Annotated in this window: 16 protein-coding genes and 4 tRNA genes; 13 read left to right on the top strand and 7 right to left on the bottom strand. The window is 41.2% G+C overall.

Annotated features, from left to right (window positions below; translation table 11 throughout):
* The first annotated feature begins 377 nt into the window (after positions 1-377).
* The 12 genes from RGE70_RS10435 (at position 378) to rplY (ending at position 11,658) form a co-directional block, all read left to right on the top strand.
* Positions 378-1,553, top strand: a complete 1,176-nt coding sequence (locus tag RGE70_RS10435; protein ID WP_310471387.1) for an efflux RND transporter periplasmic adaptor subunit — start codon at positions 378-380, stop codon at positions 1,551-1,553.
* Positions 1,554-1,555: 2 nt separating this feature from the next.
* Positions 1,556-4,699 carry an efflux RND transporter permease subunit gene (locus RGE70_RS10430; protein WP_310471386.1) on the top strand — a complete coding sequence of 1,048 codons (3,144 nt, stop codon included), beginning with the start codon at positions 1,556-1,558 and terminating at the stop codon, positions 4,697-4,699.
* A gap of 179 nt (positions 4,700-4,878) precedes the next feature.
* Positions 4,879-4,969 (top strand) — tRNA-Ser (locus RGE70_RS10425).
* A gap of 204 nt (positions 4,970-5,173) precedes the next feature.
* Positions 5,174-5,818, top strand: coding sequence for a UvrY/SirA/GacA family response regulator transcription factor (gene uvrY, locus RGE70_RS10420; RefSeq protein ID WP_310471385.1), 645 nt, complete (start codon positions 5,174-5,176; stop codon positions 5,816-5,818).
* An 18-nt stretch (positions 5,819-5,836) separates the two neighbouring features.
* Positions 5,837-7,669: an excinuclease ABC subunit UvrC gene (uvrC, locus tag RGE70_RS10415; protein ID WP_310471384.1), complete on the top strand. Its 1,833-nt coding sequence runs from the start codon at positions 5,837-5,839 to the stop codon at positions 7,667-7,669.
* 44 nt (positions 7,670-7,713) lie between these two features.
* Complete coding sequence (pgsA, locus tag RGE70_RS10410) at positions 7,714-8,262, top strand: CDP-diacylglycerol--glycerol-3-phosphate 3-phosphatidyltransferase (RefSeq protein ID WP_310472964.1); 549 nt, start codon at positions 7,714-7,716, stop codon at positions 8,260-8,262.
* Between the two features lie 152 nt (positions 8,263-8,414).
* Positions 8,415-8,490, top strand: a tRNA-Gly gene (locus RGE70_RS10405).
* Between the two features lie 12 nt (positions 8,491-8,502).
* A tRNA-Cys gene (locus tag RGE70_RS10400) sits at positions 8,503-8,576 on the top strand.
* Positions 8,577-8,657: 81 nt separating this feature from the next.
* A tRNA-Leu gene (locus RGE70_RS10395) sits at positions 8,658-8,743 on the top strand.
* A gap of 507 nt (positions 8,744-9,250) precedes the next feature.
* Positions 9,251-10,579, top strand: a complete 1,329-nt coding sequence (locus RGE70_RS10390) for a L,D-transpeptidase family protein (protein WP_375087846.1) — start codon at positions 9,251-9,253, stop codon at positions 10,577-10,579.
* Between the two features lie 97 nt (positions 10,580-10,676).
* The gene (mepK, locus tag RGE70_RS10385; protein WP_310471382.1) at positions 10,677-11,225 is read left to right on the top strand and encodes a peptidoglycan L,D-endopeptidase MepK; all 549 of its coding nucleotides are present in this window, start codon (positions 10,677-10,679) and stop codon (positions 11,223-11,225) included.
* A 145-nt stretch (positions 11,226-11,370) separates the two neighbouring features.
* Positions 11,371-11,658 carry a 50S ribosomal protein L25 gene (gene rplY, locus RGE70_RS10380; RefSeq protein ID WP_310471381.1) on the top strand — a complete coding sequence of 96 codons (288 nt, stop codon included), beginning with the start codon at positions 11,371-11,373 and terminating at the stop codon, positions 11,656-11,658.
* Positions 11,659-11,880: 222 nt separating this feature from the next.
* On the opposite strand, the gene RGE70_RS10375 is transcribed toward rplY, so the two are convergent.
* The 5 genes from RGE70_RS10375 to nhaB all read right to left on the bottom strand — a co-directional run bounded on the left by RGE70_RS10375 (position 11,881) and on the right by nhaB (position 19,251).
* A complete protein-coding gene (locus RGE70_RS10375) occupies positions 11,881-13,410 on the bottom strand; it encodes a SpoVR family protein (protein ID WP_310471380.1) in 1,530 nt (509 codons plus the stop codon).
* Between the two features lie 8 nt (positions 13,411-13,418).
* Entirely contained in the window at positions 13,419-14,687 is a 1,269-nt protein-coding gene (locus tag RGE70_RS10370; RefSeq protein WP_310471379.1) for a YeaH/YhbH family protein, read from the bottom strand.
* A 51-nt stretch (positions 14,688-14,738) separates the two neighbouring features.
* Positions 14,739-16,673, bottom strand: a complete 1,935-nt coding sequence (locus RGE70_RS10365; RefSeq protein WP_310471378.1) for a PrkA family serine protein kinase — start codon at positions 16,671-16,673, stop codon at positions 14,739-14,741.
* 386 nt (positions 16,674-17,059) lie between these two features.
* A complete protein-coding gene (gene dsbB, locus RGE70_RS10360; RefSeq protein ID WP_310471377.1) occupies positions 17,060-17,575 on the bottom strand; it encodes a disulfide bond formation protein DsbB in 516 nt (171 codons plus the stop codon).
* Between the two features lie 89 nt (positions 17,576-17,664).
* Positions 17,665-19,251: a sodium/proton antiporter NhaB gene (gene nhaB / locus RGE70_RS10355; RefSeq protein WP_310471376.1), complete on the bottom strand. Its 1,587-nt coding sequence runs from the start codon at positions 19,249-19,251 to the stop codon at positions 17,665-17,667.
* Between the two features lie 307 nt (positions 19,252-19,558).
* Between nhaB and fadR the strand changes: the two genes are divergently transcribed.
* On the top strand, positions 19,559-20,278 hold the full coding sequence (gene fadR, locus RGE70_RS10350; protein WP_310471375.1) for a fatty acid metabolism transcriptional regulator FadR: 720 nt from the start codon (positions 19,559-19,561) through the stop codon (positions 20,276-20,278).
* 51 nt (positions 20,279-20,329) lie between these two features.
* Here fadR and RGE70_RS10345 read toward each other — a convergent pair whose 3' ends face one another.
* Together RGE70_RS10345 and RGE70_RS10340 are read right to left on the bottom strand one after the other, a co-directional pair.
* On the bottom strand, positions 20,330-24,331 hold the full coding sequence (locus RGE70_RS10345) for a translocation/assembly module TamB domain-containing protein (RefSeq protein ID WP_310471374.1): 4,002 nt from the start codon (positions 24,329-24,331) through the stop codon (positions 20,330-20,332).
* Complete coding sequence (locus RGE70_RS10340; RefSeq protein WP_310471373.1) at positions 24,328-26,256, bottom strand: autotransporter assembly complex protein TamA; 1,929 nt, start codon at positions 26,254-26,256, stop codon at positions 24,328-24,330. The genes RGE70_RS10345 and RGE70_RS10340 overlap by 4 nt, the downstream gene beginning before the upstream one ends.
* Between the last annotated feature and the right edge of the window lie 265 nt (positions 26,257-26,521).

Raw genomic sequence — 26,521 nt, 5'->3', positions numbered from 1 at the left:
GTACTTAATAAATAAGCGGTTGATTTTAAATGTTTTGAGTGAACCTGTACAGTAGTTGTGTAATAAGTTGTCAATAATAAATGCTGTTTAAACATAGATACTTATAATTAGAAAGGCCTTATTTAGAAAGCTTTGTTTAGCTATTTATTCGTCCGCTTACTATTAAGGTCAGCTAGTTAGTAATATTTCATTCATAATGAAATTCCTCATCTTTAAATATGGGCTTAGCAAGCTAACTGACAATGAAATCGCTAGTCTTTATTCTGTCTTTGACATTAAATTCACATTGGTATCAGTACAATTAGTCAAAATTGGTTTGCCGATCTTGTAATTAGTCATTACTAAAAGTTAAGCAAAGTTGTAAGAAGGATTTTTTGATGCCAAAGACTAAAAGAACCCCCGTTTTAAGCTGGTTTACGACATTTTTTTACCGGCCAAATATTTTAGCAACCATGGTGGTGTTGGGAACCTGCATTATATGTTTTGCGATTATGGCTACCTCGCCACAACCAGAAATTAATGATTCTGAACCGTCAGCGATTAATGTCAGGGTAATGCAAGTCGTGCCGCAACCGTTTATACCTCACTACCTTGGATATGGCACAGTAGATGCTAAAGAAAGGTTAACATTAACAGCAATGGCCGAGGGCAAGCTTACCTACTTATCAGACAATGTTATTGAAGGCTCAACTGTTGCTATTGATGAGTTAGTTTTCCAACAAGATCCGACCGTATTGAAAAATATTGTCATGCAAAGGCAAGCAGAAAAGACCATTGCACAAGCCCAGTTTGATTTAGAGTTAGGTGAACAGCAGATTGCTGACAACGATTATCAAATGATGAAACAAGAATTTGATGAAAAACAGTGGCAACTCAATTTGGCTTTATTGTTAAGAGAGCCTCAACTTGCACAAGCTAAAGCGCAAGTTAGTCTGGCTGATGCTGCACTTAATATTGCAAAAAATGACCTTGCACTTAGCCAATGGAGCAGCCCTAAAAACTATCTAGTAGCCTCAAAATATGTGTCAGAGGGTGATTACCTGCAAAAAGGTGATCAGATTGCCACTCTTATTGAGCTTGATGAATTTAGAGTGCCTATTTATCTACCTCGCAATATAGCTGCCCAAGTAAGTGTTGGACAAAGTGTTGTACTGTCTCAACCTGATACTCAATTTGAAGTCCGCGCCACCATTAGCCATGTTTTTCCTGCTATAGAAAATAATATTCACTTGCAAAAAGTGTTTGCTGCTTACTCGCCTGACTCAGCCTCGGTTACGCCGAGCGAAAACGTTATCATTGGGGATTTTGTTGAAGCTAGGTTTAACTTTGCGCCAATCGCTAACACGATAACAGTACCACTGTCGGCCATAGACCAAGCTCGTGTCTGGCTGGTTGATAGTGAACATCGATTACAACAAAAGAGCGTTACAGTCCTGTTTCAAGATGAACATAGCGCTGTAATTAAAAATGTTTTTGCTGCTGGTGAACAGCTCATTACTCACAAAGTTCATACCCCAAGACAGGGTCTTATTGTGAATATTACGGAGCGATGAAAATGAGCAATGAAAATAGTTCCAAAGCAAATACTCCATTCAATGGAAACGATTCAGCCCTGAGCCGTTTTATTGGTTGGATGATAGATAACCCAATTGCGGTAAACTTGCTGACGGTAGCCATTGTGGTAATGGGCTTTTACTCTTTTTCAGATATAAAGCAAGAAACATCACCATCATTTAAAGTTCATGAAATTGAGATCAACGCCAGTTTTATGGGAGCCACACCAACAGAAATTGAGCAGAGCATCTTACTGCCAATTGAGCACCGTCTGCGCGAAAACAGCCATATAGATAGAATTAGCAGCACGGCTATTGAAGGTAGTGGACAGGTAGTACTAACCCTTAATGATGGTGTTGATGAAAATGCGCTTGTGGCTGAAATAAAAAACAGCCTTGATGCTATCAATTATTTTCCAGCAAGCATGGAGCCAATTGAAATTGCTGTAGTTGAAGAACTGGATTCTGTGATTGAGTTTGGCCTTTATGGACAATTGTCGCCCACGCAGTTGCGCCTTGAAGCATCAAAGTTTAAAAATGCGTTATTAAACCAATTTGAACTGGCAAAAGTTGAGCTGCACGGCATTGCTGAAACTGACATTATTATTGAAATTTCAGAAGCCCGTTTGCAGCAATATAAACTGTCATTAGCAGATGTTAGTGGCAGAGTTGATACCGTCGTGAATGATGTCTCCGCTGGGCAAATTAGTACTCACAGCGGCGATGTGTTGATTCGAACGAAAGGGCGCAAAGATCAGGTTGAGCAATTTTCTGCGATTAAGGTTAAGACTCTGCCTAATGGTGCCGTCATTACATTGGGGCAAATCGCAGACATCTCTTATGGTTATTCGCAGCCGCAAGCGCCATTTTTGGTAAATGGGCAAGCGGGGATCATGTTGATGATTTACCAAAATGAAATGGCTAAACCAATAGCCTTAAGTGAAGCTATTTTACAATTTGCCACTGAGTATGAACAAGACCTTCCTAGCGGTACTTACCTCACGGTGCTTGATAACCAAGTTCAAGCCTATCAAACACGTATCGACTTGCTACTGAGTAATGGCGTGATCGGGATGATCCTGGTGATTATTGCGCTAGCACTTTTCTTAGATTTACGCTTGGCTTTTTGGGTGTGCATGGGGATCCCAATCTCAATTGTCGGTGCTTTAGCTGTTATGCCAGTGCTTAATATTCCTTTGAATATGGTCACCTTGTTTGCCTTTATTATTACCTTAGGTATTTTAGTCGACGACGCAGTTATTGTGGCCGAGAACATTTATCAAAAAGTGCAACAAGGTATGCCCATTGAAAGTGCACTTAAACAAGGTACCGCGGAAATGGCACTGCCAGTGTGTTTTTCTGTTGTAACAAACATTATCGCTTTTGTGCCACTCCTGTTTGTGCCCGGTGAATTAGGGGTAATGTACCAACCTATGACACTGCTTATTTTTGCCATTTTTACTGTTTCTTTAATCGAAGCTCTGTTTATATTGCCATATCATTTGAGACAAATAGCTAAACCAAGGAAGTTGAGCCAATTAGCGCGAATGCAACAATGTTGTTTTAACGCATTTGAGGTGTTGCGCGATAAGCATTTTAAAGGCCTGTTACAGCGCTGTTTAAGTCAACCTTGGTGCGTACTAGCACTGTTTTTGTCGGTGTTGTTGATCACGTTTACTTGGGTTAACTCTGGCCGTGTTGATTCTGGGTTTGTACCTAAGGTTGAGTCTCAAAGGATTGACGCCGAGGTTGAATTTCCCGCCGGTACTGCGCTAAGCGACAAGTTACACACTATGGCGATCATCGAAGCCGCGGGTGTTAGTGCGTTTGCAAAATTGAATGCAGCGGATAGCTATAAACATATTATGATGTCAGTAGAGGGAAGTTCAGCCTCAACAACGTTTCAAATTGTCGAAGATACGCAACGTGATTACAGCGCCAGAGAGTTTGTAGAAACTTGGCGCAATCAAATTGGTCCACTAGCAGGTGTTAAGTCACTATTTTTTGACTATGAAGTAGGCCCTGGTGGGGGAAAAGAGCTGTCTATCGAATTGGGTGGGGCTAACGGTTTAGCATTGCAGCAAGCCAGCATAGATTTGATGCAACAATTAATAAATATCCAAGGCGTTACTGATGTCGATAGTGGCTTGATTGATGCTCAACGCGAATTTACCTTAACCGTCAACGACCGCGGCAGTATGCTTGGGTTTGACAGCGATAGTCTAGGTGCCTTAGTTAGACACAGTTTCTATGGGCATGAGGTAAATAGGCAGATTGTTAATGGTGATGAATTGAAGATCCGTGTCATGCGTCACCGTAATGAGCAATATAAGGCTAACACATTAGGGGAGCTACTCATTACTTCACCAACAGGTGAACAGGTTCAACTTAAACAAGTGGCCGAGATTACACCTGTGCTTAGCGCCGTTCAAATTGATCGTGTTGATGGCAAGCGACAAGTTGAAGTCAGTGCCAGTTTCATTCGAAGTGAAGCCAATGTAGCGCTGATAATGACTCAAATAGATGAAGTTGTTTTACCGGCTCTTATGGTTAAATACCCCGGAGTTATAGCAGAGCTTGGTGGCAGCGCCCGCACTGAACGTAAAGTGAATGCTAAACTTCTTACCGGAATTATACTGGCACTGTTTATGGTGGTTGCATTTTTAGGTATTTACTTTAAAAGCCTAATAGATGCTCTACTTATTATGAGTGTGATTCCACTGTGTCTAGCTGCAGCCATGTTAGGGCATATCATTCTTAACCAGAGTTTTAGTGTGATGAGCTTATTTGGCATGATTGCATTATCAGGCTTAGTGTTAAATGGTGCGTTCGTCTTGTTGCTAGAGGTAAAACAAGGTTTACGTTGCAAGCTTACAATTGAACAAGCTGTGGTGAAAGCCAGTTTATCTCGGTTTAGGCCAGTGGTGATCACAACATTAACCACAACCATCGGCTTAGCTCCGATGCTATTTGAAACATCGACTCAAGCTCAATATCTTATTCCCATGGTGATTAGCCTCAGTTTTGGTTGTTTGTTCTCTTTGGCAACGATACTGATCTACGCACCTATTATGTTTAGCCTTTCTGAGCGCTGGCGTACAAGAACTCAGCATGTGCTGACCGATACTCAAATAGTTAGAATATAAATACAGCGGCGTTGCTGACGCTCTATTTAGTCGGCACACTACTTAGGGGGATAATGTGAGGTAATGTACCGCTAAATAGTTAAAATATAAGCAGGTTGTCGGCAAATTCACCAACTAGCGAAAAACTGTAAATTTATGCTTTACAAGACTGAACGGCCGCTATATTATTCGCGGCGTTCGGAGAGATGGCAGAGTGGTCGAATGCACCGGTCTTGAAAACCGGCATGGGTTTGTAGCCCATCTAGGGTTCAAATCCCTATCTCTCCGCCACATTAAAGAAGGCAGCCTATTTAGGCTGCCTTTTTGCTTTCTGCAGTAAGTTGTTGTTACTTAATTGAAATCACTGTTAATCAAGCTAGTGCTAATGTTAAATTTTGCTTTATAATTTTACCTATATGGGCTAAATTACATTGAACAAAAAGGATAAGGTCAGAGGCTTTGATCCCAATCAGACCAATTTAAGGTAGAGCAGCTTTGATATCAGTATATTTGGTTGATGACCATGAACTTGTGCGCACCGGCATTAGACGGATTTTAGAAGACGAGCGTGGCATTAAAGTCGTGGGTGAAGCGGGAGATGGAGAGACCGCTGTTCAATGGTGTCGAAAAAACGAAGCTGATGTTATTTTGATGGACATGAACATGCCTGGAATGGGGGGATTAGAAGCCACACGTAAAATTCTACGGTTTCAAGCGCACGCAAAAATTATTGTGTTAACCATTCACACTGAAGATCCTTTTCCAACTAAAGTTATGCAAGCAGGGGCGTCAGGCTATTTAACTAAAGGGGCAACCTCACCTGAAGTGCTGCAGGCTATTCGTCAAGTTGCCGCTGGGCAGCGTTATCTATCGCCTGAGATTGCTCAACAAATGGCGCTGAGCCAATTTAATCCATCGGAAGATAATCCTTTTGCATCGTTGTCTGAAAGAGAATTGCAGATCATGATGATGATCACCAGTGGCGAAAAGGTCAGTGATATATCCGAGCAACTTAATTTAAGTCCTAAAACGGTAAACAGTTACCGCTATCGCTTGTTTGCCAAATTGGGCATTGGTGGCGATGTTGAATTAACTCGATTAGCAATTCGGTATAAGATGCTCGATACTGGCCAGTTTTAAATAGATACTATAGAGCGTATGACTGAAGCGTTTAGTGCTAATGAATTTTTAAAAACGGTAACATCGTCCCCTGGTGTTTACCGTATGTATGATGATAACAACGTTGTGATTTATGTGGGTAAAGCCAAAGATCTCAAAAAACGTTTATCTTCCTATTTTCGCAAGAACATCACCAATGTTAAAACACAAGCGCTGGTGTCAAAAATTGCTAATATCGATGTCACTGTAACCCATAGTGAAACCGATGCCTTAATCCTCGAAAATGACTACATCAAGCAGTACATGCCTAAGTACAACGTACTGCTAAGGGATGACAAATCTTACCCTTATATATTGGTGAGTAACCATAAACACCCACGTCTGGCTTATCATCGAGGCCCTAAAAGAGATAAAGGGCAATATTTTGGGCCTTACCCTAATGGTGGTGCTGTACGAGACAGCTTACATTTATTGCAAAAAATATTTCCAATCCGCCAATGTGATGATTTGTACTACAAGTCAAGATCTCGTCCGTGTTTACAATACCAAATAGGCCGTTGTAGTGCGCCATGTGTTGATTATATCTCGCTGGAGGACTACCAAGAGCAAGTCACATTAGCCACATTGTTTTTAAAGGGTAAAGATCAACAAGTCAGTAAAGCGTTAGTCATAAAAATGGAGCAAGCAGCAGGTGAGCAACATTACGAGGACGCAGCCCGTTATCGGGATCAAATCACTGCACTTAGACGGATAGCTGAGCAGCAAGAGGTATCTAATGCTTCTGGTGATATGGACGTTATAGGAGTGTACTTTGCTTCTGGCGTCGCTTGTTTTCATTTGCTGTTTATTCGTGAAGGTAAAATTTTTGGTAGTCGTAGTTATTATCCCAAAGTGCCAGTGGATACAGAGCTGTCTGAAGTACTACGCGCGTTTATGTTTCAGTTTTACCTCAATGTTGATAGCCAACGAATTACCCCTAAAGAGATCCTCGTCAGCGAAACCTTTGAAGAGCAACAGCAGCTCGCTGATGCAATTAATGCGGCTCAGCAAAGTAAAGTCGACATTAAGACGCTCGTGCGTGGTGAACGCGCCCAATTTTTACGCTTGGCATTAACCAATGCGACAAATGCGGTTAATACTCGGTTGTCACATAAAAATACCGTTGAACAACGGTTTTTGATGCTTGAAGAAGCGATTGAAGTTAGTGAAAAAATACAACGAATGGAATGTTTTGATATTAGTCATACAATGGGAGAAAGCACTGTAGCCTCCTGTGTTGTATTTAACCGTGAAGGTCCGAACAAGGCTGAATATCGTCGGTACAATATTAATGGCATTACTCCTGGTGATGACTACGCGGCCATGAAACAGGCGATTACACGTCGCTTTGATAAAGTATCTAGTGGCGGAAAAACACCAGACATACTCTTTATTGACGGTGGGATCGGACAGCTAAGGATTGCGCAAAAAATTGTAGATGAAAAATTTGTTGCTTTAGATCGCGCGCCCACCTTAATTGGTGTGGCCAAAGGTGAAGGTCGAAAACCTGGGCTTGAAACCCTTATCTATGGCGACAATGAAGTGTCGTTTACCCTGCCAGCAGATTCAGGTGCGTTACACCTTATCCAGCATATACGTGATGAGTCACACCGTTTTGCTATTACGGGCCACCGCAATAAACGGCAAAAGACCCGCAATACTTCTAAGCTTGAATCTATCGACGGAATAGGCCCTAAACGGCGAAAGGCACTTTTGCAACATTTAGGCGGATTACAGGAAGTTAAGGGGGCTAGCGTTGCAGAATTGGCAAAAGTTCCTGGGATTAGTCTAGAAATGGCACAAACAATACATGACGCATTGCGAGGGGGGTAAAATTAAGGCAAAATTGACGCTGCTTTTGACATTTAGGTTTTATGATGCCGTTTAACATTCCTATTGCGTTAACACTGTTCAGAATTCTCTTACTGCCAGTGTTTGTTGTTCTTTTCTATTTGCCTGATTCATGGGCTTTGTTCGCCGCAGCTTTTGTATTTTGGCTGGCTGCTATTACTGACGCGCTTGATGGCTATGCTGCTCGAAAGCTGCAACAGTCAACTCGATTTGGTGCTTTTCTGGATCCCGTTGCCGATAAAATCATGGTGACCACCGCGTTGGTGTTATTGGTGAGTCAATATAATAATATTTGGTTAACCTTACCGGCATTGTTCATGATTGGACGAGAGATTGTGATTTCAGCGCTGCGAGAGTGGATGGCTGAAATAGGTAAACGTGGTGCGGTTGCAGTGTCGTGGATTGGTAAATATAAAACCGCTGCTCAGATGACAGCGATTACCGGGTTAATCTGGCAACCAAACGATTTTATTATCTATAGTTCATTTGGTTTGCTTTATATTGCTACCGTTCTTACTTTTTGGTCAATGATGAGCTATATACTTGCGGCATGGGGTGATTTAACCGCCGAATAGTTCGTTTTAAAATCAATAAGATTAATTAGTGTGCAAGCAGTCATTTATCTATAAATATAGCGTTGACTCTTCATAATAAATCGGTAGAATGCCATTCCGTAGTCAAGGGGAAGCAACTTAAACAAGAACTTGATTACAGGTTAAATTGAAATGCGACATTAGCTCAGTTGGTAGAGCGATACCTTGCCAAGGTATAGGTCATCGGTTCGAACCCGATATGTCGCTCCAATTTAACAATATGGCGCGATGGCAGAATGGCTATGCTGCGGATTGCAAATCCGTCGATCTCGGTTCGACTCCGGGTCGCGCCTCCATATTAAGAGTTTGATGAGCAGTTAAGTAATTAATTTGCAGTGTTTCTACCGATAACACGTATCATCAAAGTCAACGAGTTTGCCCGAGTGGTGGAATCGGTAGACACAAGGGATTTAAAATCCCTCGCTTAATAGGCGTGCCGGTTCAAGTCCGGCCTCGGGTACCAAATATTCTCTTTGAGAATTACAAAAAGCCTCAACGTAAGTTGAGGCTTTTTTGTTTGTGTTTGTTGTACACTTCATTTTTAGCGCTGCCATGCCGGTTGCTCAACATTGTTTATTCCGCGAAGGGCGACTTAGAATTTAGCCTGCCATGCACCATCACTTTTAATTATTTTTGTTAATCAATTATAGAGAAGCAAAGCTTGTTGTTAATGTAACTACAACGCCTACCTTGACGGTGCTAACTCAGTATAAGTCATTAATTGTTATTATTTTTGAGTTAGCCTAGGTATTTGTCTACACAAAGTCTAGTGATCTTGTAATGCATTACGAGGTTAGTTGATTACTCAATGGCTTCATATTTTCTCCATTCATAGTTCTATACAAAACATGATTGTTTGCCATACTTAGTTTGTTTAGTCGTATAAGGTGCAGTTATGCGTTTTGTTGGCGTTTTATCCTTTTTGATGTTGATGTGCCTCCATTGCTCGGTATTGGCGAGCGATCGTCAAATGAGCGCGCAAAATATGCTCGCACAGCAGTTAGCGTTAATGCGAGCAGTTGAACCAGAGTCGAACTATGAGCATGATCAAACTCGCTTAACAACCACACTGGTACCCTCTGATCAACTATTGGCAGTAGAGCGCCATATTGTAGATTTTTGGACCCGCAGGCAGATCCCAATTAGAAATACTGCCTACCAATCGATTCAAGATCCCTACACAAGAGCAATGGCTGTTGAACCCGACTTGGAAAGTTATTTGCAACTGCAGAATCGATTAAAGCATCTAAAGTGGTTATCAGAAACGCAAAGCTGGTCTGCGATAGAACTTGAAGGCCTTATTCGACCTAACAAGTCACACCAATCAATAGCGACCATTGCCAAACGCTTATGGTTACTTGCTGACGCTGACAGTAATTTATTAGATCCTCAAAAACCAAATTTTTATCACTCAGCGTTAGTTAATAGCGTTAAACGATTTCAAAAAAGACACGGGCTAACACCTGACGGCATTATTGGATCGGAAACATTGAAGTGGCTAAACCTCGCCCCCTCAGATCGCTCATTGCTATTAAGCAAAAATTTCATTCAACGAGCCGAATTTATGGCTCAGCAATTGGACCGTTTTTTGGTTGTTAATATTCCAGCATTTGAAATGGAGCTTTTTAACAATGGTCGTATAGAGTTAGCATCAAAAGTCATTGTAGGGAAACCCTACCGTCAAACTCCGGTTATGAGCGGATCAATTTCAAATGTGGTGATTAATCCTAGCTGGCGAGTCCCTAAAAATATCATGTATAACGATTTGCTTCCAAAAGTCAGAGAAAACGGGCATTACATTGAGCAGAGAAACTTTGATGTGTTTGATCGAAATAATAAATTAGTTAAATATTCTGCTGAGCAATGGAGTGAGTTGGCAAGAGGGCCATTTCCATTTAGGTTTGTTCAACGTCCGGGTGGCAGCAATACATTAGGACGTTACAAGTTTTACTTTCCCAATGATGACAGCATATTTTTGCATGACACTTCAGATCCCAATTTATTTAATAGAAGTAACCGAGCCTTGTCGTCAGGTTGTATTCGAGTTGAAGATGTTGAGGGGTTAGCTAATTGGATCGCCGCTAATTTAGTGAAGGACAAGCAGACTTGGGTTGATAGGCATGTGGATAAGAAAAAAACCCAATGGTTTGCGCTCAATAGTACATTAGATGTTCATTTAGTGTATTGGACCGCTTGGATCGACAAAAATAGCCAAGCACAATATAGAAACGATATTTACCATAAACAGTCATTAACCACTGTTGCAACAAACTCGATAGAACATAACAACGACTTATAGAATGTTTGGCGATATTTTATGCTGAAAACTTGCAAAAGCTAATATTACAGGTTAGTTTGCTTGCCAGTTATTATATTAAGTTGTCTGTGGAGTTCGTGTGACCGTAGTATGTTCTGCTCGTAGGCAGTTATTATTAGGCCTTGGTGGCGTAGCAATGTTTACCATGTTACCGCAACAAGTACAGGCCAGTCGTTCAACCAAAGGTGTTCGAAGTTTAGGTTTCTATAACCGCCATACTGGTGAACGTCAGCAAGGTAGTTATTGGGTTGATGGTGACTACCAAAGCAAGATTTTGACCGATTTTAGTCAAGTGTTACGTGATCACCGCCAGAATGAATCAGCCCCGATGGATAAACGTTTATTTGATTTTGCCTATAAATTGAAAGAGTCATTAAATTTTGATGATGAGTTTCATGTTATATCGGGTTATCGGTCGCCTAAAACGAATGCGATGCTCTCGAGCAAAAGTAGTGGTGTGGCTAAGAAAAGTTATCACATGAAAGGTATGGCACTGGATTTAGTCGTTCCTGGTGTGAGCTTAGCGGAGGTAAGGCGTGCTGCTATCGCACTTAAATTAGGCGGTGTCGGTTATTACCCTAAATCTGGCTTTGTGCACATTGATACTGGCCCCATTCGTAGTTGGTAATTTTAAAGGCGAAGCAACTTGGTTGCAAAATTGGTTTTGTTTAATGATTGCCAATATGTTAGTATCCGTTCGCTTTTAGTCAGTGATGGTTGGTCGAAAACCAACACTGTAATTTTATTTATATTTATATTAAGTGAGTTTTATTATGTCTTACACTCTAGCTGCACAAATCCGCACTGAAATAGGGAAAGGTTCGAGCCGCCGCCTACGTCATGCTAACAAAGTTCCTGCTGTTATCTACGGTCCAGGTAAAGAAGCTATCTCTATCGTTCTAGAACATAAAGATGTTATCAAAGTTCAAGGTAACGACGATTTTTACCTTACTGACCTAACTATCTCTTTAGATGGTAAAGATGTAAAAGTACGAGTTCAAGACATCCAACGTCACGCGTTCAAGCCATTGGTTGAACATCTTGACTTTAAATTTGCTTAATTCTTAAGCTGATTTTAAAAGCGCCTTAATAGGCGCTTTTTTTTGGCAATTTTTCAGCTGACTCCATTTACAACAGCTTTGGGTCAGTTTTTGTATATAAACATGCTATTAAAAGTTTTTGCTCAAAATTTTTTAATCTGTGATTAAAGTATAAAGCCCTATAAGGCAATAGGGCATGTCATTTATCGTGATTACTTATTTGTATCCCCTTAACTACATTGCTTAAATGTTCGCAGAGCTGTCGCTCTTATATTCGGGGCATGCTGCAATTATTTTTTTAGCACCATTTACATTTTCTTCAATCCGTACATCAAAGCCCCACAGACGGTGTAAATGTTTAACCACCTCGTGCCGAGTGTCGGCTAAAGGGATCCTTGCATTAGGAATGTATTGCAGTGTTAATGAACGGTCACCCGTGACTTCGACGTTATGGACCTGGATGTTGGGCTCCAGATTCGACAGGTTATATTGCTGTGATAATTTCTGCCTGATATCTTGATAGCCTTGCTCGTCGTGTATTGCTGATACTGACAGGTTACTTTTGTTGTCATCATCTAATATTGAAAACAATTTAAATTGACGAATGACAGTCGGTGACAGGTACTGGCTAATAAAACTTTCATCTTTAAAGTTTTCCATTGCAAAATGCAATGTAGTAAGCCAATCGCTGCCTGCAATATCAGGAAACCACTCTTTGTCTTCTTCTGTCGGGTGTTCGCAAATTCTGCGGATATCAACAAACATATTAAACCCGAGTGCGTACGGGTTTATACCACTGTAATAAGGGCTATTATAGTCGGGCTGTGCAACTACATTGGTATGGCTTTGTAGGAACTCCAACATAAATCGATCGGTGACTAAGCCTTCATCGTATAGGTGGTTTAAAATGGTGTAATGCCAGAATGTTGCCCAGCCTTCATTCATTACTTGTGTTTGCTTTTGTGGGTAAAAATACTGGCCCATTTTTCTGACAATGCGAATAATCTCCCTTTGCCACGGTTCTAGTAGCGGAGCATTTTTTTCAATAAAGTACAGAATATTCTCTTGGGGCTCCGCGGGGAAACGGGGTTTTTGAATTTGTAATTCTTCATGTGGTGCTGCCGGCACTGTGCGCCACAGATCGTTCACTTGACTCTGCAAGTAAGCTTCACGTTCTTTTTGGCGCGCCTTTTCTTCTTTAAATGAAATGTCGCTGGGGCGTTTGTATCGGTCAACACCAAAGCTCATAAGGGCATGGCAAGAATCAACAATACTTTCAACTTTTTCTATGCCATGTAACTCTTCACATTCACTAATATAATTTCGAGCAAAGACTAAGTAATCGATAATTGAGCTAGCATCTGTCCACGTTTTGAAAAGGTAGTTTCCCTTAAAAAAGCTATTATGGCCAAAACTTGCGTGCGCCATGACGAGGGCTTGCATTGTTATGGTGTTTTCTTCCATTAAATACGCAATGCATGGCGAGGAGTTAATTACGATTTCATAGGCTAAGCCCATTTGGCCGCGTTTGTAACCTTGCTCGGTTTCGATAAAGCGTTTGCCGAATGACCAGTGTGTATAACCGATAGGCATGCCTATTCCAGCATAAGCATCCATCATTTGTTCAGCTGTTATGACTTCGATTTGATTGGGGTAACTATCTAGCCGGTAATGGTTGGCTACACGCTCAATCTCGGTCGAATAGGCTTGCAGGAGATCAAAGTTCCAATCAGGTCCATCGTCTAATGGTGTTCTTTTTTCGGTGTTGTTCATAGCGCCCCCTAGACAGCTTGTTTTTTGAATAACTCTCTAAATACCGGATAGATATCTTCTGCTTGTCTAATGTGTTGAACCGCAATGTTGTCATGTACTTTTTGTAATGTTTCGTACTCTCTCCAGAGTGTTTGATGAGCTCGATTGGTAATTTCAATGTAGCTGAAGTATCTCACTACTGGCAGTAGTTGTTTTTCAAGGATTTGGTGGCAAGAAGGGGAGTCATCAGCCCAGTTATCGCCATCAGAAGCCTGTGCAGCATATATGTTCCACTCGTTAGCCGGATAACGTTTTTGTTGGATCTCGTGCATTAATTTTAATGCGCTGGATACAATGGTGCCGCCGGTTTCTTGCGAATAGAAAAACTCGTGTTCATCGACCTCTTTTGCTTGGGTGTGATGCCGAATATATACAACCTCAAGGTTTTTATATGTGCGAGTTAAAAACAGGTAAAGCAAAATATAAAAACGTTTGGCCATATCTTTTGTAGCTTGATCCATAGAGCCTGAAACATCCATTATACAAAACATAACAGCCTGGCTTGACGGTACTTCACGCTTTGCAAAGTTGTTGTAACGCAAATCAAAGGTGTCAATGAACGGCACTTTTTTAATCCGACTATGCAACTCATCAATTTCAATCTTTAGCGCTAAAATACGTTCTGCATTAGCCCCCGCAATACTTTGTAGTTGCTCTAACTCTTGTTGTAACACTTTTAAGCGGTGTTTTTTGCTAGAAGTCATTGCCATACGTCTGGCAATAGAGGACTTTAATGAACGGACAATGTTGATATTAGCTGGAACACCATCATTGCTAAATCCTGCTCTATAAACTTGATATTCAACAAGTTTGTTTAGTCTGTTTTTTTGAAGGTTGGGTAATTCTAAGTCTTCAAATAGTAACTCTAAATACTCGTCTTTAGAAATTTGGAATACAAAGTCGTCATTACCTTCACCTGAATCTGAAGCGTCGCCTTGACCTGCACCTTGTCCACCACCTGCAGGTGGCCTTTCTATTTGATCACCGCGGCTAAACTTGTCGTTCCCGGGGTGAACGCGCTCTCTAACGCCTCCGCTTCCTTGGTGAAAGGTTGGTTCGCTGATATCTCTGGTCGGAATACTGATCTCTTCACCAGTGTCTACATCGGTAACACTGCGACGGGTTACAGCATCACTTACCGATTGTTTTATTTGCTTTTTATAACGATTGATAAATCGTTGTCGATTAACGGTACTTTTTCCTTTAGCGTTAAGCCTTCTGTCAATAAAATTTGCCATGCACACCTCCCAAACTGAACATTGGGGGAGTAAGTTCCCCCAACTGGCTATTTAAGAAGACTTTCTAACTCTCAGGTACCATTCTGACAGTAGCCTAACTTGTTTTTGTGTATAGCCTTTCTCCATCATTCGATTGACAAAATCATCATGCTTACGTTGATCATCAGTCGATGTTTTTCCATTAAAGGAGATAACGGGTAGGAGATCTTCAGTATTAGAGAACATCTTTTTCTCAATAACTGTTCTGAGTTTTTCGTAACTAGTCCATAGTGGGTTTGAGCCTTCATTATTGGCTCTTGCTCTAAGGACAAAGTTGACTATTTCATTACGGAAATCTTTTGGATTACTGATCCCCGCAGGCTTTTCTATTTTTTCAAGCTCAGCATTTAACGCGGCTCTATCAAACAACTGGCCGGTATCAGGATCTCGATATTCTTGATCTTGGATCCAAAAATCGGCGTAGGTGACATAGCGGTCAAAAATGTTCTGTCCATATTCGGAGTATGACTCTAAGTAGGCTGTTTGAATTTCTTTACCAATAAACTCAACATATTTAGGGATCAAATAGCCTTTTAGAAACTCAAGGTAGCGTTCAGCGGTTTCTGTTGGAAATTGCTCTTGTTCAATTTGACGCTCTAAAACATAGAACAAGTGCACTGGGTTAGCGGCAATCTCGCTATGGTCGAAATTAAAAACTTTTGACAGTATTTTAAAAGCAAAACGTGTAGATAAGCCGAGCATCCCTTCGTCAACACCGGCATAGTCACGATATTCTTGATATGACTTAGCTTTTGGATCAGTATCTTTTAGGCTTTCACCATCGTAGACACGCATTTTAGAGTAGATTGAGGAGTTCTCTGGTGCAATGATCCGCGAGAGCACACTAAATTGCGCTAATGTTTCCAGCGTTCCAGGAGCACAAGGGGTATTGGCAAGCTCAGAGTGGGCGAGTAGCTTTTCATAAATCCTAACTTCTTCAGACAATCTTAAGCAGTAAGGGACTTTAACAATATAAACCCGGTCTAAAAATGCCTCATTGGTTTTATTGTTTCTAAATGTCGTCCACTCAGACTCGTTCGAGTGAGCCAGAATTATCCCACCAAAAGGCAAGGCAGATAAGCCTTCAGTACCATTATAGTTACCTTCTTGCGTGGCTGTTAATAGTGGGTGTAGCACCTTAATGGGCGCTTTAAACATCTCCACAAACTCCATCAAACCTTGATTAGCTCGGCACAATGCACCTGAATAGGAGTAAGCATCTGCATCATTTTGGGCAAAATGCTCGAGCTGGCGGATATCAACCTTACCAACTAATGATGATATATCCTGATTGTTTTCATCGCCAGGTTCGGTTTTAGCAATAGCTAATTGGTCGAGAATAGACGGGTATACTTTAACCACTTTAAATTTAGATATATCGCCACCAAATTCGTGTAAACGTTTGACAGCCCACGGTGACATTATGCTTTTTAGGTAACGTTTAGGAATGTTGTATTCCTGATTCAACAGTTCACCATCTTCTTCAAGGTTAAATAAACAAAAAGGGTGATCATTAACAGGGCTTCTTTCGCCATCAGCGGTTAACACATAGATAGGAACGTCTTGCATTAGTGCTTTTAGTTTTTCAGCTAATGACGACTTACCGCCACCAACAGGCCCGAGTAAATACAGAATTTGTTTTGACTCTTCTAGCCCTTGGGCGGAATGTTTTAGGTAAGCCACAATTTGTTCAATGGCATCTTCCATACCATAGAAATCTTTAAAAGCGGGGTATCTAGAAACAAGTCGATTAGAAAATAATCGGCTCAATATTGGATCTTTTGATGTATCAATTAACTCTGGTTCACCAATTGAAATTAACAAACGTTCAGCAGCTGATGCGTACGCACAGCGATCTTCTTTACAAACGCTTAAAAAATCCTGTAATGAATACTCTTCATCAAGTTTTTTTTCATAGCGCTGTTGGTAATGTTCGAATATACCCATAACTCACCCCCTAAACAGCCATAATAAAAAAAAGAGGCTGAGTTCCGCTGCCTCCTAATATTAAGGTTAGACTAAATTGAAAAAGCTGAATAAAAAAACCAAATAAAAACAATGAGAAATAGTTGCAATTGCAATAGTTGCAATTTGTACGGCTAATTATTAGGCGAGATTTAACTCAGTAACAAAATAGTTGAGGCAGCTGTTTCTAACACGTTTGAGTATGATAAAAATGCGAAATGGTAGGCTAAATAGGAAGGGCAGCACTGTATCAATTGGTTGATTAAAACAATGTGTAGCAATAAGTAATGCTAGTTTAGGGGACTCAGCAGTCCCCAGAAAATGTAACGCTAACAATGCTGATCAATTTTGTGCTCAATTATCAAAAGCTAACGTTTCTTTGTTGCTTTTAGGCTTGGAATAACAAATATCAACAAGGCAATTATGTAGATAGCAAAAGATATAACCATCCACTCACTCATAGTGATACCAAACATTTGCCACGGGATGTCGGTACACATTCCAGTTGGCATAAAGACTGACGGTAGCCATTCATGTAATGGTAACCAACTCGGAAATTCAGGTAAAAAGTTACAAGTCGCGAAGGGGGATGGGTTGGTTTGCATGTCCACGAGTTCAACAGCTAGCTTGAGTCCCCAAGCTGCGCTAGTCGCCCATATCAATACAGCAGCTATGCGGGCTAATCTCAAGTGGTAACCAAGAATGCCAATTATACCGGCGGTAAATATTCCAACTACAGCCACCCGTTGATAGATACACATGACGCAAGGGTCTAGCTTCATTGCATATTGAAAATACAATGCCGCTAATTCTAAAAATAGCGCGGTAATCGTCAGGGTAAACCAGGCGGCTCTAGAATGTGCAAAACGAGTCAGTGCTGACAAAGGTAAGTTCTCCAATAGGCAAAAAAAAACGCCCTAAAAAGGGCGTTTTTTATGACTATCAATATTAGTGATAGTTCAATTATCCATTCTTAATGTGCTGATAATGCACTATTTGCAGCTTCTTGAACAGTGTGGTGAATTAACATATCACTGTCATAGAAATACTGAGTCATTACTTCAAGGGCACCAAACTGAATTGCTAAAATACCCACAATCGTTAGCACGATAGTATAAGGCAGAGCCATCCACACCATCCGGCCGTAAGATAGGCGGATAAGAGGAGCAATTGCTGAAGTTAATAAAAAGAGGAATGCTGCTTGGCCATTTGGTGTTGCAACAGACGGTAAGTTAGTACCGGTGTTAATTGCTACAGCAAGTAGGTCAAATTGATCGCGAGTGATTTGACCGTCAAGCAATGCCGCTTTCACTTCATTAATATAAACCGTACCTACAAACACGTTGTCACTGACCATCGACAGTAAACCGTTTGCGATATAGAAGATAACTAATTGCGTGTTACCTTCGTAACTCAATGCCCAGTGAATAACAGGCCCAAATAGCTGTTGGTCGATAATTACACCAACAATAGCAAAGAATACCGCTAATAATGCAGTGAAAGGCAGTGCTTCTTCAAATGCTTTACCAAGAGAGTGCTCATCAGTTACACCATTGAAAGCCGTAGTTAAAATGATCACTGACAGACCAATTAGACCAACAGATGCTAAGTGTAATGCTAGACCGATGATTAACCAAATGCCCACACAAGCTTGAATTACAAGCTTCACTTTATCATGTGTAGTACGGTTAGCATCTTCATAAGCTGCGTAATCAGATAAGATTTTATGCACTGCGTCAGGAAGCTGCTTGCCGTAATCAAATACTTTGAACTTTTCAACAAGGTAGCAAGTTAAAACACCAGCAAAAAACACCGGAATAGTAACAGGTGACATGCGTAAGGCAAATTCAGCAAACTGCCAGTTTGCTTGCGCTGCAATAATTAGGTTTTGTGGTTCACCAACCATGGTACAAACACCACCAAGGGCTGTACCTACACCCGCATGCATTAATAAATTACGTAAAAAACCACGGAAAGATTCTAGTTCTTCTTCACATAACTTACCTGAGCCATCATTGGTATGGTCGTGAGAATCGTTAAAATTCTTACCTGAAGCTACTTTGTGGTAAATAGAGTAGAAACCAACAGCAACCGCGATGATAACGGCGATAACTGTTAGGGCATCTAAAAATGCAGATAAAAATGCTGAGGCGATACAAAACATCAATGAAACGGCGATTTTTGAACGCACTTTGGTGATCATTTTTGTGAAGGCAAACAGCAGCAGCTGCTTCATGAAGTAGATACCAGCAACCATAAAGATTAACAGTAATAATACTTCAAGGTTAGCTTCAATCTCATGTAGCACCTGACCTGGAGAGGTCATGCCTATGATAACGGCTTCTATAGCGAGCAATCCGCCTGGCTGTAGAGGGTAGCATTTTAGTGCCATAGCCAGTGTAAAGATAAACTCTATAACCAATAGCCAGCCTGCAGCAAATGGGTTGATATAGAAAACGATCGGGTTTATTACTAAAAACGATAAAATTGCGATTTTGAACCAATTTGGCGATTTGCCTAAAAAGTTATCAAAAAACGCCTGACTCATTGTTACAGGCATGAAATCCTCACTGATGTATATTTATAATTTTAATAGTACCAAACATTTAACTTAATATGTAAGGAGTAAAAAATTTACCAACAGTAAAGGTAAAACCTTTTGGCTTACATAAACAGCTTTGTTTTCGTAAATGTGTACATAAGTCAAAAAAATATAATATAAATGCACATTGCGCGTTCATTTATTGACCGCTTAGGTCGGTTTTGCGTTACACAGTGTATGTTAGCTTAATCGTTTTGTTTCCCAAGTTATATCGCTCTGGTATGATCAATTAAATAATAACGCTAATAACGGAAGTGGTAGTCTGATGATCATCAATGCTAAAGGACCTGCAAGTTTTGCTGAGAAATATATTGTTCGATCGATTTGGGATAATAAGTTTCCTCCTGGCTCTATTCTACCTGCTGAAAGAGAGTTATCTGAATTAATCGGTGTTACACGAACCACGCTGCGTGAAGTTTTGCAACGTTTAGCGCGTGATGGCTGGCTGACAATTCAACACGGTAAGCCGACACGGGTGAATAATTTCTGGGAAACATCTGGGCTGAATATTCTTGAGACTATTGCTGAACTTAATCCTGAAGGTTTTCCTACACTAGTAGACCAACTTTTATCGGCACGCAGTAGTGTAAGCGCTATCTATTTCCGAGGGGCTATTCGTAATAACCCTGAAAAAGCGATTGAAATATTATCGACTCTTGATGATATTGAAGATACCGCTAAAGCATATGCTGATTTTGACTATGAATTACAACATACCATGGCTTTTTCATCTGGAAACCCACTCTACGTATTAATTCTTAATGGTTTTAAAGGCTTATATAGCCGAGTTGGGGGCTATTATTTTTCGAGTGCTGAAGCTAGAGCCATGGCGATGGAGTTTTACAAGCAGTTACAACAATTGGCGATAGCTAAGAACTATGTAGAAGTGCCTGCATTAATGCGAACTTACTCAATTGATAGTGGCGTTATGTGGCAGCGTTTACGAGATGATATGCCAAAAGAGCTAGGCTACTCGAATACTTAAATAGCGTTTCATGATTAAAGCCATCAGTGATGATGGCTTTTTTATAAAGCACTATAAGTCAAAATTGTAATAAATATCTAAAGACTGCTCTAAAGTCCCTGATACCGTCTCTAAATAGAGTTGTGATAACAAATAGTAGCGCACGGTCATTTCATAACCAGGGTTAAAAACGCCGACTCCATATTTCACCATCAAGTTATCGCCAATAAATCCGCTAATGGCAAAGCGGCCGTCGTCATTGGCATCTAGCTGCACATTGGAAAAGCCAATTTTTTCGATTATTCCAGTTGCTCGATTACTCATATTGCTAATTGTACCGCCGCCAACCTGATTACCTAATGTTAGAGCTGCACCTAGCAGTAAACCACTGTTTTGGTCTGTATCTGTGCTGTTTAAGCTTGTTCCTCGGAGAATGTAGTTTAAAATTTCAGCTTGTTCTTTTGTTGGGCTGGAATAGAGGCTAACGACAGGTTTCGTTGGTGTACCAGTAATCCGTACGCCAGCCGTAACATCTTCGTCTTTGATCTCTCTTGCTGCTTCAATGTTTAAGCTCGGGACGTCCATCGGTCCAATAAACTGCAATTCCCCCGCACTAATTGCTAGCGTTTGTCCCATAAATTTGTAGGTGCCATCAATGACTTTTATTTCTCCATAGAGCAATGGTGGTCGGAAGGGATCTTGTTTTAACTCTAGTCTGCCAACCAATTTGCCATTCAATCCCATTCCTTCGACACGAAGTTCATCGCCAATATTGATATTTAATTCGGCCGATACCGCTAGTGGTGTGGATTTTGTTACTTCCACGGCCTGTTTGTCCCTAAATACCACATCTTTTGAAACGGCTACACCGCCTTCTTGTAACTGCACAATAGTGATTTCACCTGTAGGGACATCAATATCACCTTTGACAGTGAGCGAATCCTCAGTGAAATTAATATTGACATCGGTACCAAGGCTCAAAATTGCGAGGGGAGGCTGTATAACCGCGAGGTTATCGCCTTTTATGTTGAAGTTACCCTTCAGGTTTTGCTGTAACCAATCCAGATCGCCATTAACATAAGCGAGTCCATCCCCCATTTTTAGTTCACCGGCAATTTGTGCCTTTTTGCCTGCAAAAGCCAGGTTTAACGCTATGTCTTCAACTAGGGTTGGGTTTGCTGCAGCAAGAATAGAGCCTTGTTGCAGCGTTATGTCACCAGAGGCTTGCGGTTCATTCAATGTTCCGCCAATGCGTAGGTTGCTCGACAATATGCCTTCTAACACCTCAAGTTGGGGAATAAGCGCTGCTAACTCGTGTAGGTTGACCTGCTGGAGTTTAAAGTCGCCCTTAATAGCTCTGTCAGGGCTGACATTGATGGCTAAGTTTGCCTGTAAACTGGCTGTTTGTGTCGCTTGTAGTAATACAGAAGTCGAAAGGTGTTGCTCGTTTAACTGACTACTAATGTTTAGTGATTGGTAGCCAACACTAGCTTGGCTATTGTTGGTGGCGGAAAAATCAATCATCCCAGCGGGGAGATCGAGCTCTAACCGCCCTATGGGTTTACGTTCTGCAAACCATTCAAATTCAGAGGCAAGCTTGGCTGGGGCTTGCCAATCTATGCTATCAGGCAACCATGGCTTGGTTAATTGACCAATATCTCCGGTGTATTGAACTTTTGCATTACCGTTTAAGCCTAATATTATTGGCTCTGTTGTGCATAAATTACCACTGATATGGTCAAGACAAAGAGGCGCCACTTTACCTGTGTGCTGGCTGAAATCATAGACGGATTCAAAAGGCTTATTTAAGCTAACGTCACCGATTAAAGAGTGAATGGTTAGCTGTTCTACTTTTGCGGTAATGATGCTGTTTTCGTTATCATATTGGCTGTTGATCTCAGTAGCAATGTCGAGTTCGCCAGTGGTCGCTAGACTCAATGTTTGCTGATTTAAGTCCCCCTGGCCGTTGATGATAATGCTATCTAAGATCATGTCATTAAAATGAAAATCTTCTGATGTTAGATAGGCCGAGAACGCTTGATTATCGAGGGGCTTATATTCCCCTATTAAATCTAAATGGGCTAAAGATAATTGAGCAAAAGTTAAATCAACTGCCGTCAGGCTAATGTCGACATCAGGGTGCTTCGATTCACCTGAAACATGAATGTCGCTAGTGATCTCTCCACGGGCGTCTCGATGCCATAAGCTCAGATCCGGTACGGTTAAGTCGCCGTTTAACGCCCAGCGATTGTTGACTTGCCCTTGAATATTGAGTTCACTTTGAAGGGCGTTGATGTTTAAGCCTTGAGAGCTTATATAACCTTGATCATTTAACGTTAAGCCACCTGCTACCGTTAGCGGGTAATCTGCAATAACGCCGTTAAGGTTTGCCTGTTCAATACCGACTTCCCACTGTGAATCCGACAACAAAAAGTGGCCATGAGTTTTAAATGATCCGTTAATCAAGCTTGTCGGCAAAGCGTTCGCTAAATTAAGTTGTAGCTGGCCAATATTAAGCTGTTGACTCACTACATTGGTTTGCCACTCTAATTTGTCGCCATAAGTGAGCTTACCGTTTAAATCAACATTCCCCATTTCACTTACCACTTGCAGTTGACTGAAGTCTAAACTACTAACTTGATGCTTAAACTCTGTAACGACAGATAGTAACGGATGGTATGGTGAAGCAAACTGGGTTTTGAGTGATACTTGCTGTTGCGCAATATCACCGTTTGTTGCTAAATCTATGTCGGTTGCTATTAATGTTGGTGTGTCTAGCGGCCAATGGAGTTGACTTGCCTTAAGCGCTAGCGAATAGGGTAGGCTTGGCTTAGCAAGTTCAATGGTTGAGTTAAAAGCAAATTCAAATTGGCCTAAGCCGTTAATTTCAGTTTTAAGTTGCTTAAAGCCTTGGTTGAGTTTGATTTGCAATTGTTGATCTAGTAAGCCTGGTAGCTCGGTAACCTTATTCAGGTTGGCATCAAGGGCGATATCCATTGGGTAGTCATCAGTCAGCGACATTTGTCCTTGTAGCGTTAAATCACCATAACTATGATTGAGTGATAATTTTTCAACATTAATGAGAAATGTTTGGTAACTACCAATCAAACTAATGTGTTCAAAAAAATCGGTACGACTCCCGAGCACCAACTTACCTTGATTAATCTCAAGTGCGTCAACATACACTGGAATAGGCATAAATACTTCAGGTAGTTGTGCCATTGCCCAGTGAGTTGAACCGCTAGTATGTACCTGGGGTGAATGAGAGATAGGCTTTGGCTGTACGCCGCTATTAGTTACTTGTTGGCTAATAAGCTCATTGGGTTGATTACTTATGCTTTTTTGGTTTGCTTTGGTATTGGCTACATCATGACTTTGTAGTGGAATAGACACCAATAGCTCTTCTGAATATATTGATTTAGCTCTTATCCCAGTGCTTTGCCATTCAGCACTTAAGTTAAGCTGTTTGGCATTAAAGTCCATGTCATTGACTCTAACTGTAACGTGGCTGAGCGACGCTACGGATAATTTTATCCCAAAAGGCAGAGTGATCTCTTGGTGTTGTTTAATCTGCTCCACCAGTGCGTCAGCTGCTGGCGGTAACGGCTTTGGCTCGGTGCTTACGTTAGCAGCAACCGAGTCAGACTTTGCTGTATCTTTGCCTTTTGAGCCGGTATCAATCTCAACATTAACTTTAGAAGCAGACAGTTCATTGACACATAGTTGTGTTTGCAATAAACACATTGGATTCCAATCTAACATCAAATCGGTCGTTTCGACTTTTATACCAGCCATGCTCCAATTACCGACCGCTAATGTTAGCTGGTGGTTTATCCTACCAGATTGATACGTTATGTTGAGGTTTGGTACTAACCAATCAGCCATTTTGACTGTTATATGTGCGCCAAATTGAGTGCCTATTAACATTGCCAGCATTACCAGCAAACTCAATGGTAGATATATAACCACTCGGCTGCATTGTCTAAACCATTGCCAGCGTTTAGAGGGTTTGGTTTTGGCCTCAGTGCTAGTTTCGGTTGCAGCGCTAGAGGCGGCAACTTTTGAACTGGTCATAGTTCTGCCCCCATCGTAATATGGATCCGCCAAGGCCGACTTATGGTGTCGGTTTCTTTTAAGCCAACGCCAACATCAAGCTTTACAGGCCCAATTGGAGAGATCCAGTGTAGCCCTGCGCCTACCGAGGTGATCTCTTCAATTTGATTAACGTCAAAGGCATTACCCGCATCAATAAAGGTGGCAACTCGCCAATTTGGGGTGACGTAATACTGATACTCGACACTTCCAACCAATAAATATCGGCCACCCACAACTTCTCTAATAGATTCTTCGTCATCGTTGATTGAGTCAATTGAAGGGCCAAGTTCGTTATAACTGTAACCACGAATACTCTGATCGCCACCGGAAAAATAGCGTAACGAAGGCGGGATCAAGGCGAGGTTATCTTCAGCAGTGATATTTGCCCCCAGATCTAAACGTGACACCAGGCGGTGTTTTTCTGCAAATGTCTGAATCCATTTGAATTTGGCCTGCAAACGTGTGAGCCGAACTTCCGAGCCTAAATTGGGATCGGCGTACTCTAGGCTGTAATGTTGTAAGAAACCTGATTTAGGATCTAAAGAGTTATCTCCACGGGACGTTTTAGAAATACTACTGCCAAACAACACGAATCGAGGCTCATAATCGATACTCGACTGAGTATAGCTTTCTTGTATAAATTCAGTCGAGTAGCTCAGAACCCACTTGCGTTTAAGGCGTTTTTGCCGAATAACCGCAAAGAGAATTTTTGACGATTCAAGCTGGCCAGTATTGTTATATTCTCTATCCGCGGCGTTATAAACTTGGGTAACACCATATTGGTCTAATAGCATTCCCACCCGCAGCTTAAGTTGATCATCCAATGGATGACTTAAAGGTATGGTGTAGGTCGTTAAAAATTTAGGTTTATCGAGTGCCCATTCAGCAGTGGTTTCTTGTGAGTGGCCGTAACGGTTTACTTGCGGAGTACGCCAAGTCACACTGACTCGCGGCTCGATGTTGTTTTCGACACTATTACCAAGATCAACACCTAAACCCAATTCAATCGAGTGATTAGGTTTTGGGCTTAATTCAACTCGAATCGGTACCTGTAATCCCTCTACTTGCTCTACTAACGGTAGCACTTTAATGTTAGAAAAATAGCCCGTGTCCAAGAGTTGTCTGTTTAGTTGACCTAAATTGGCCGTGCTGTATGCAGCTTCTATTTCAAAAGGGATGAGTGTTTGCAACAGTTGCGGATTAAGGCTGTGACCAGTAAAGCTGACATTACCAATAAAGTAACGTTTACCCGAGTCATAATGTAATGCAATTTTAGCGCTGTTTTGATCGCGGTTAACGGCAATTTCAGCCGTATTGAATTTGCCATCAAAATAGCCTCTAGCCAGTGCTAAGGTCACTAATTGCGATTTTAAATCTTCATACACGCCATGGTTTAACCTGTCACCAGGCCTAATGTCGAGTTGTGATAGCCATTGTTCAAATACTGGATCATCACGCAATTCACCATCCACTCGTATATCAATCCATCGTAGAGTCGTGGGCTCTCCTGCGGTTATATTGATATTGAAAGGCCATGGTCCTTTATCAACCCTGATAAATTCATGTTCAATTTTACTATTGTAATAGCCCATAGAGTGCATCGCAGCAGTAATATTGTCTTCAGCATTAAACACAAATGCGCGTCGCTGAACGGCCGATGTGGGAAGTGTGCCTAAATGCGCCATAACATTTCGCTGTAAACTGCCTTTTACGCCCTCAACCTTTAGCTCTAACCAATCATTGGCAAGAGCGGTAAAAGGTGCCAGTAAAATACTGACTAAAAGTAGAATCTTAGGTGTTACTTGGGTCGCGCTAATCAAAAAATGAAGACTCGTATTATTCACGGGAATGATTGGTTCTATTGTCGCTAGTATCTGTATTTCAAGCAAGTTGCTGCTAGACATTATGGTTGATAATAGCGGCAAAGAGTGCAAATAAATTCACCCTGGTGGTGTTGAAGTGAGATTGGCTCATTCAAAAGCACAATAGGGTGAACTGTATATTGTTAACCTAAGACCGATAAGTGCTCATCAAGAACTGAATAAACCACGGACTTAGACACTTAAGTTGACGGTTTAGTATTGATGTTCAACAGCGGTAACCGATAAGAGCTTTGTAATAATGTTAAAAGTGAGCTTCAATTAATCGAAGCTAAGTGCCATCAACTAG

This window comes from Shewanella youngdeokensis, assembly GCF_033180165.1.
Lineage (GTDB): Bacteria > Pseudomonadota > Gammaproteobacteria > Enterobacterales > Shewanellaceae > Shewanella > Shewanella youngdeokensis.
Note: the sequence above shows the minus strand (reverse complement) of the source record. Positions and strands in the feature narration are given on the sequence as shown.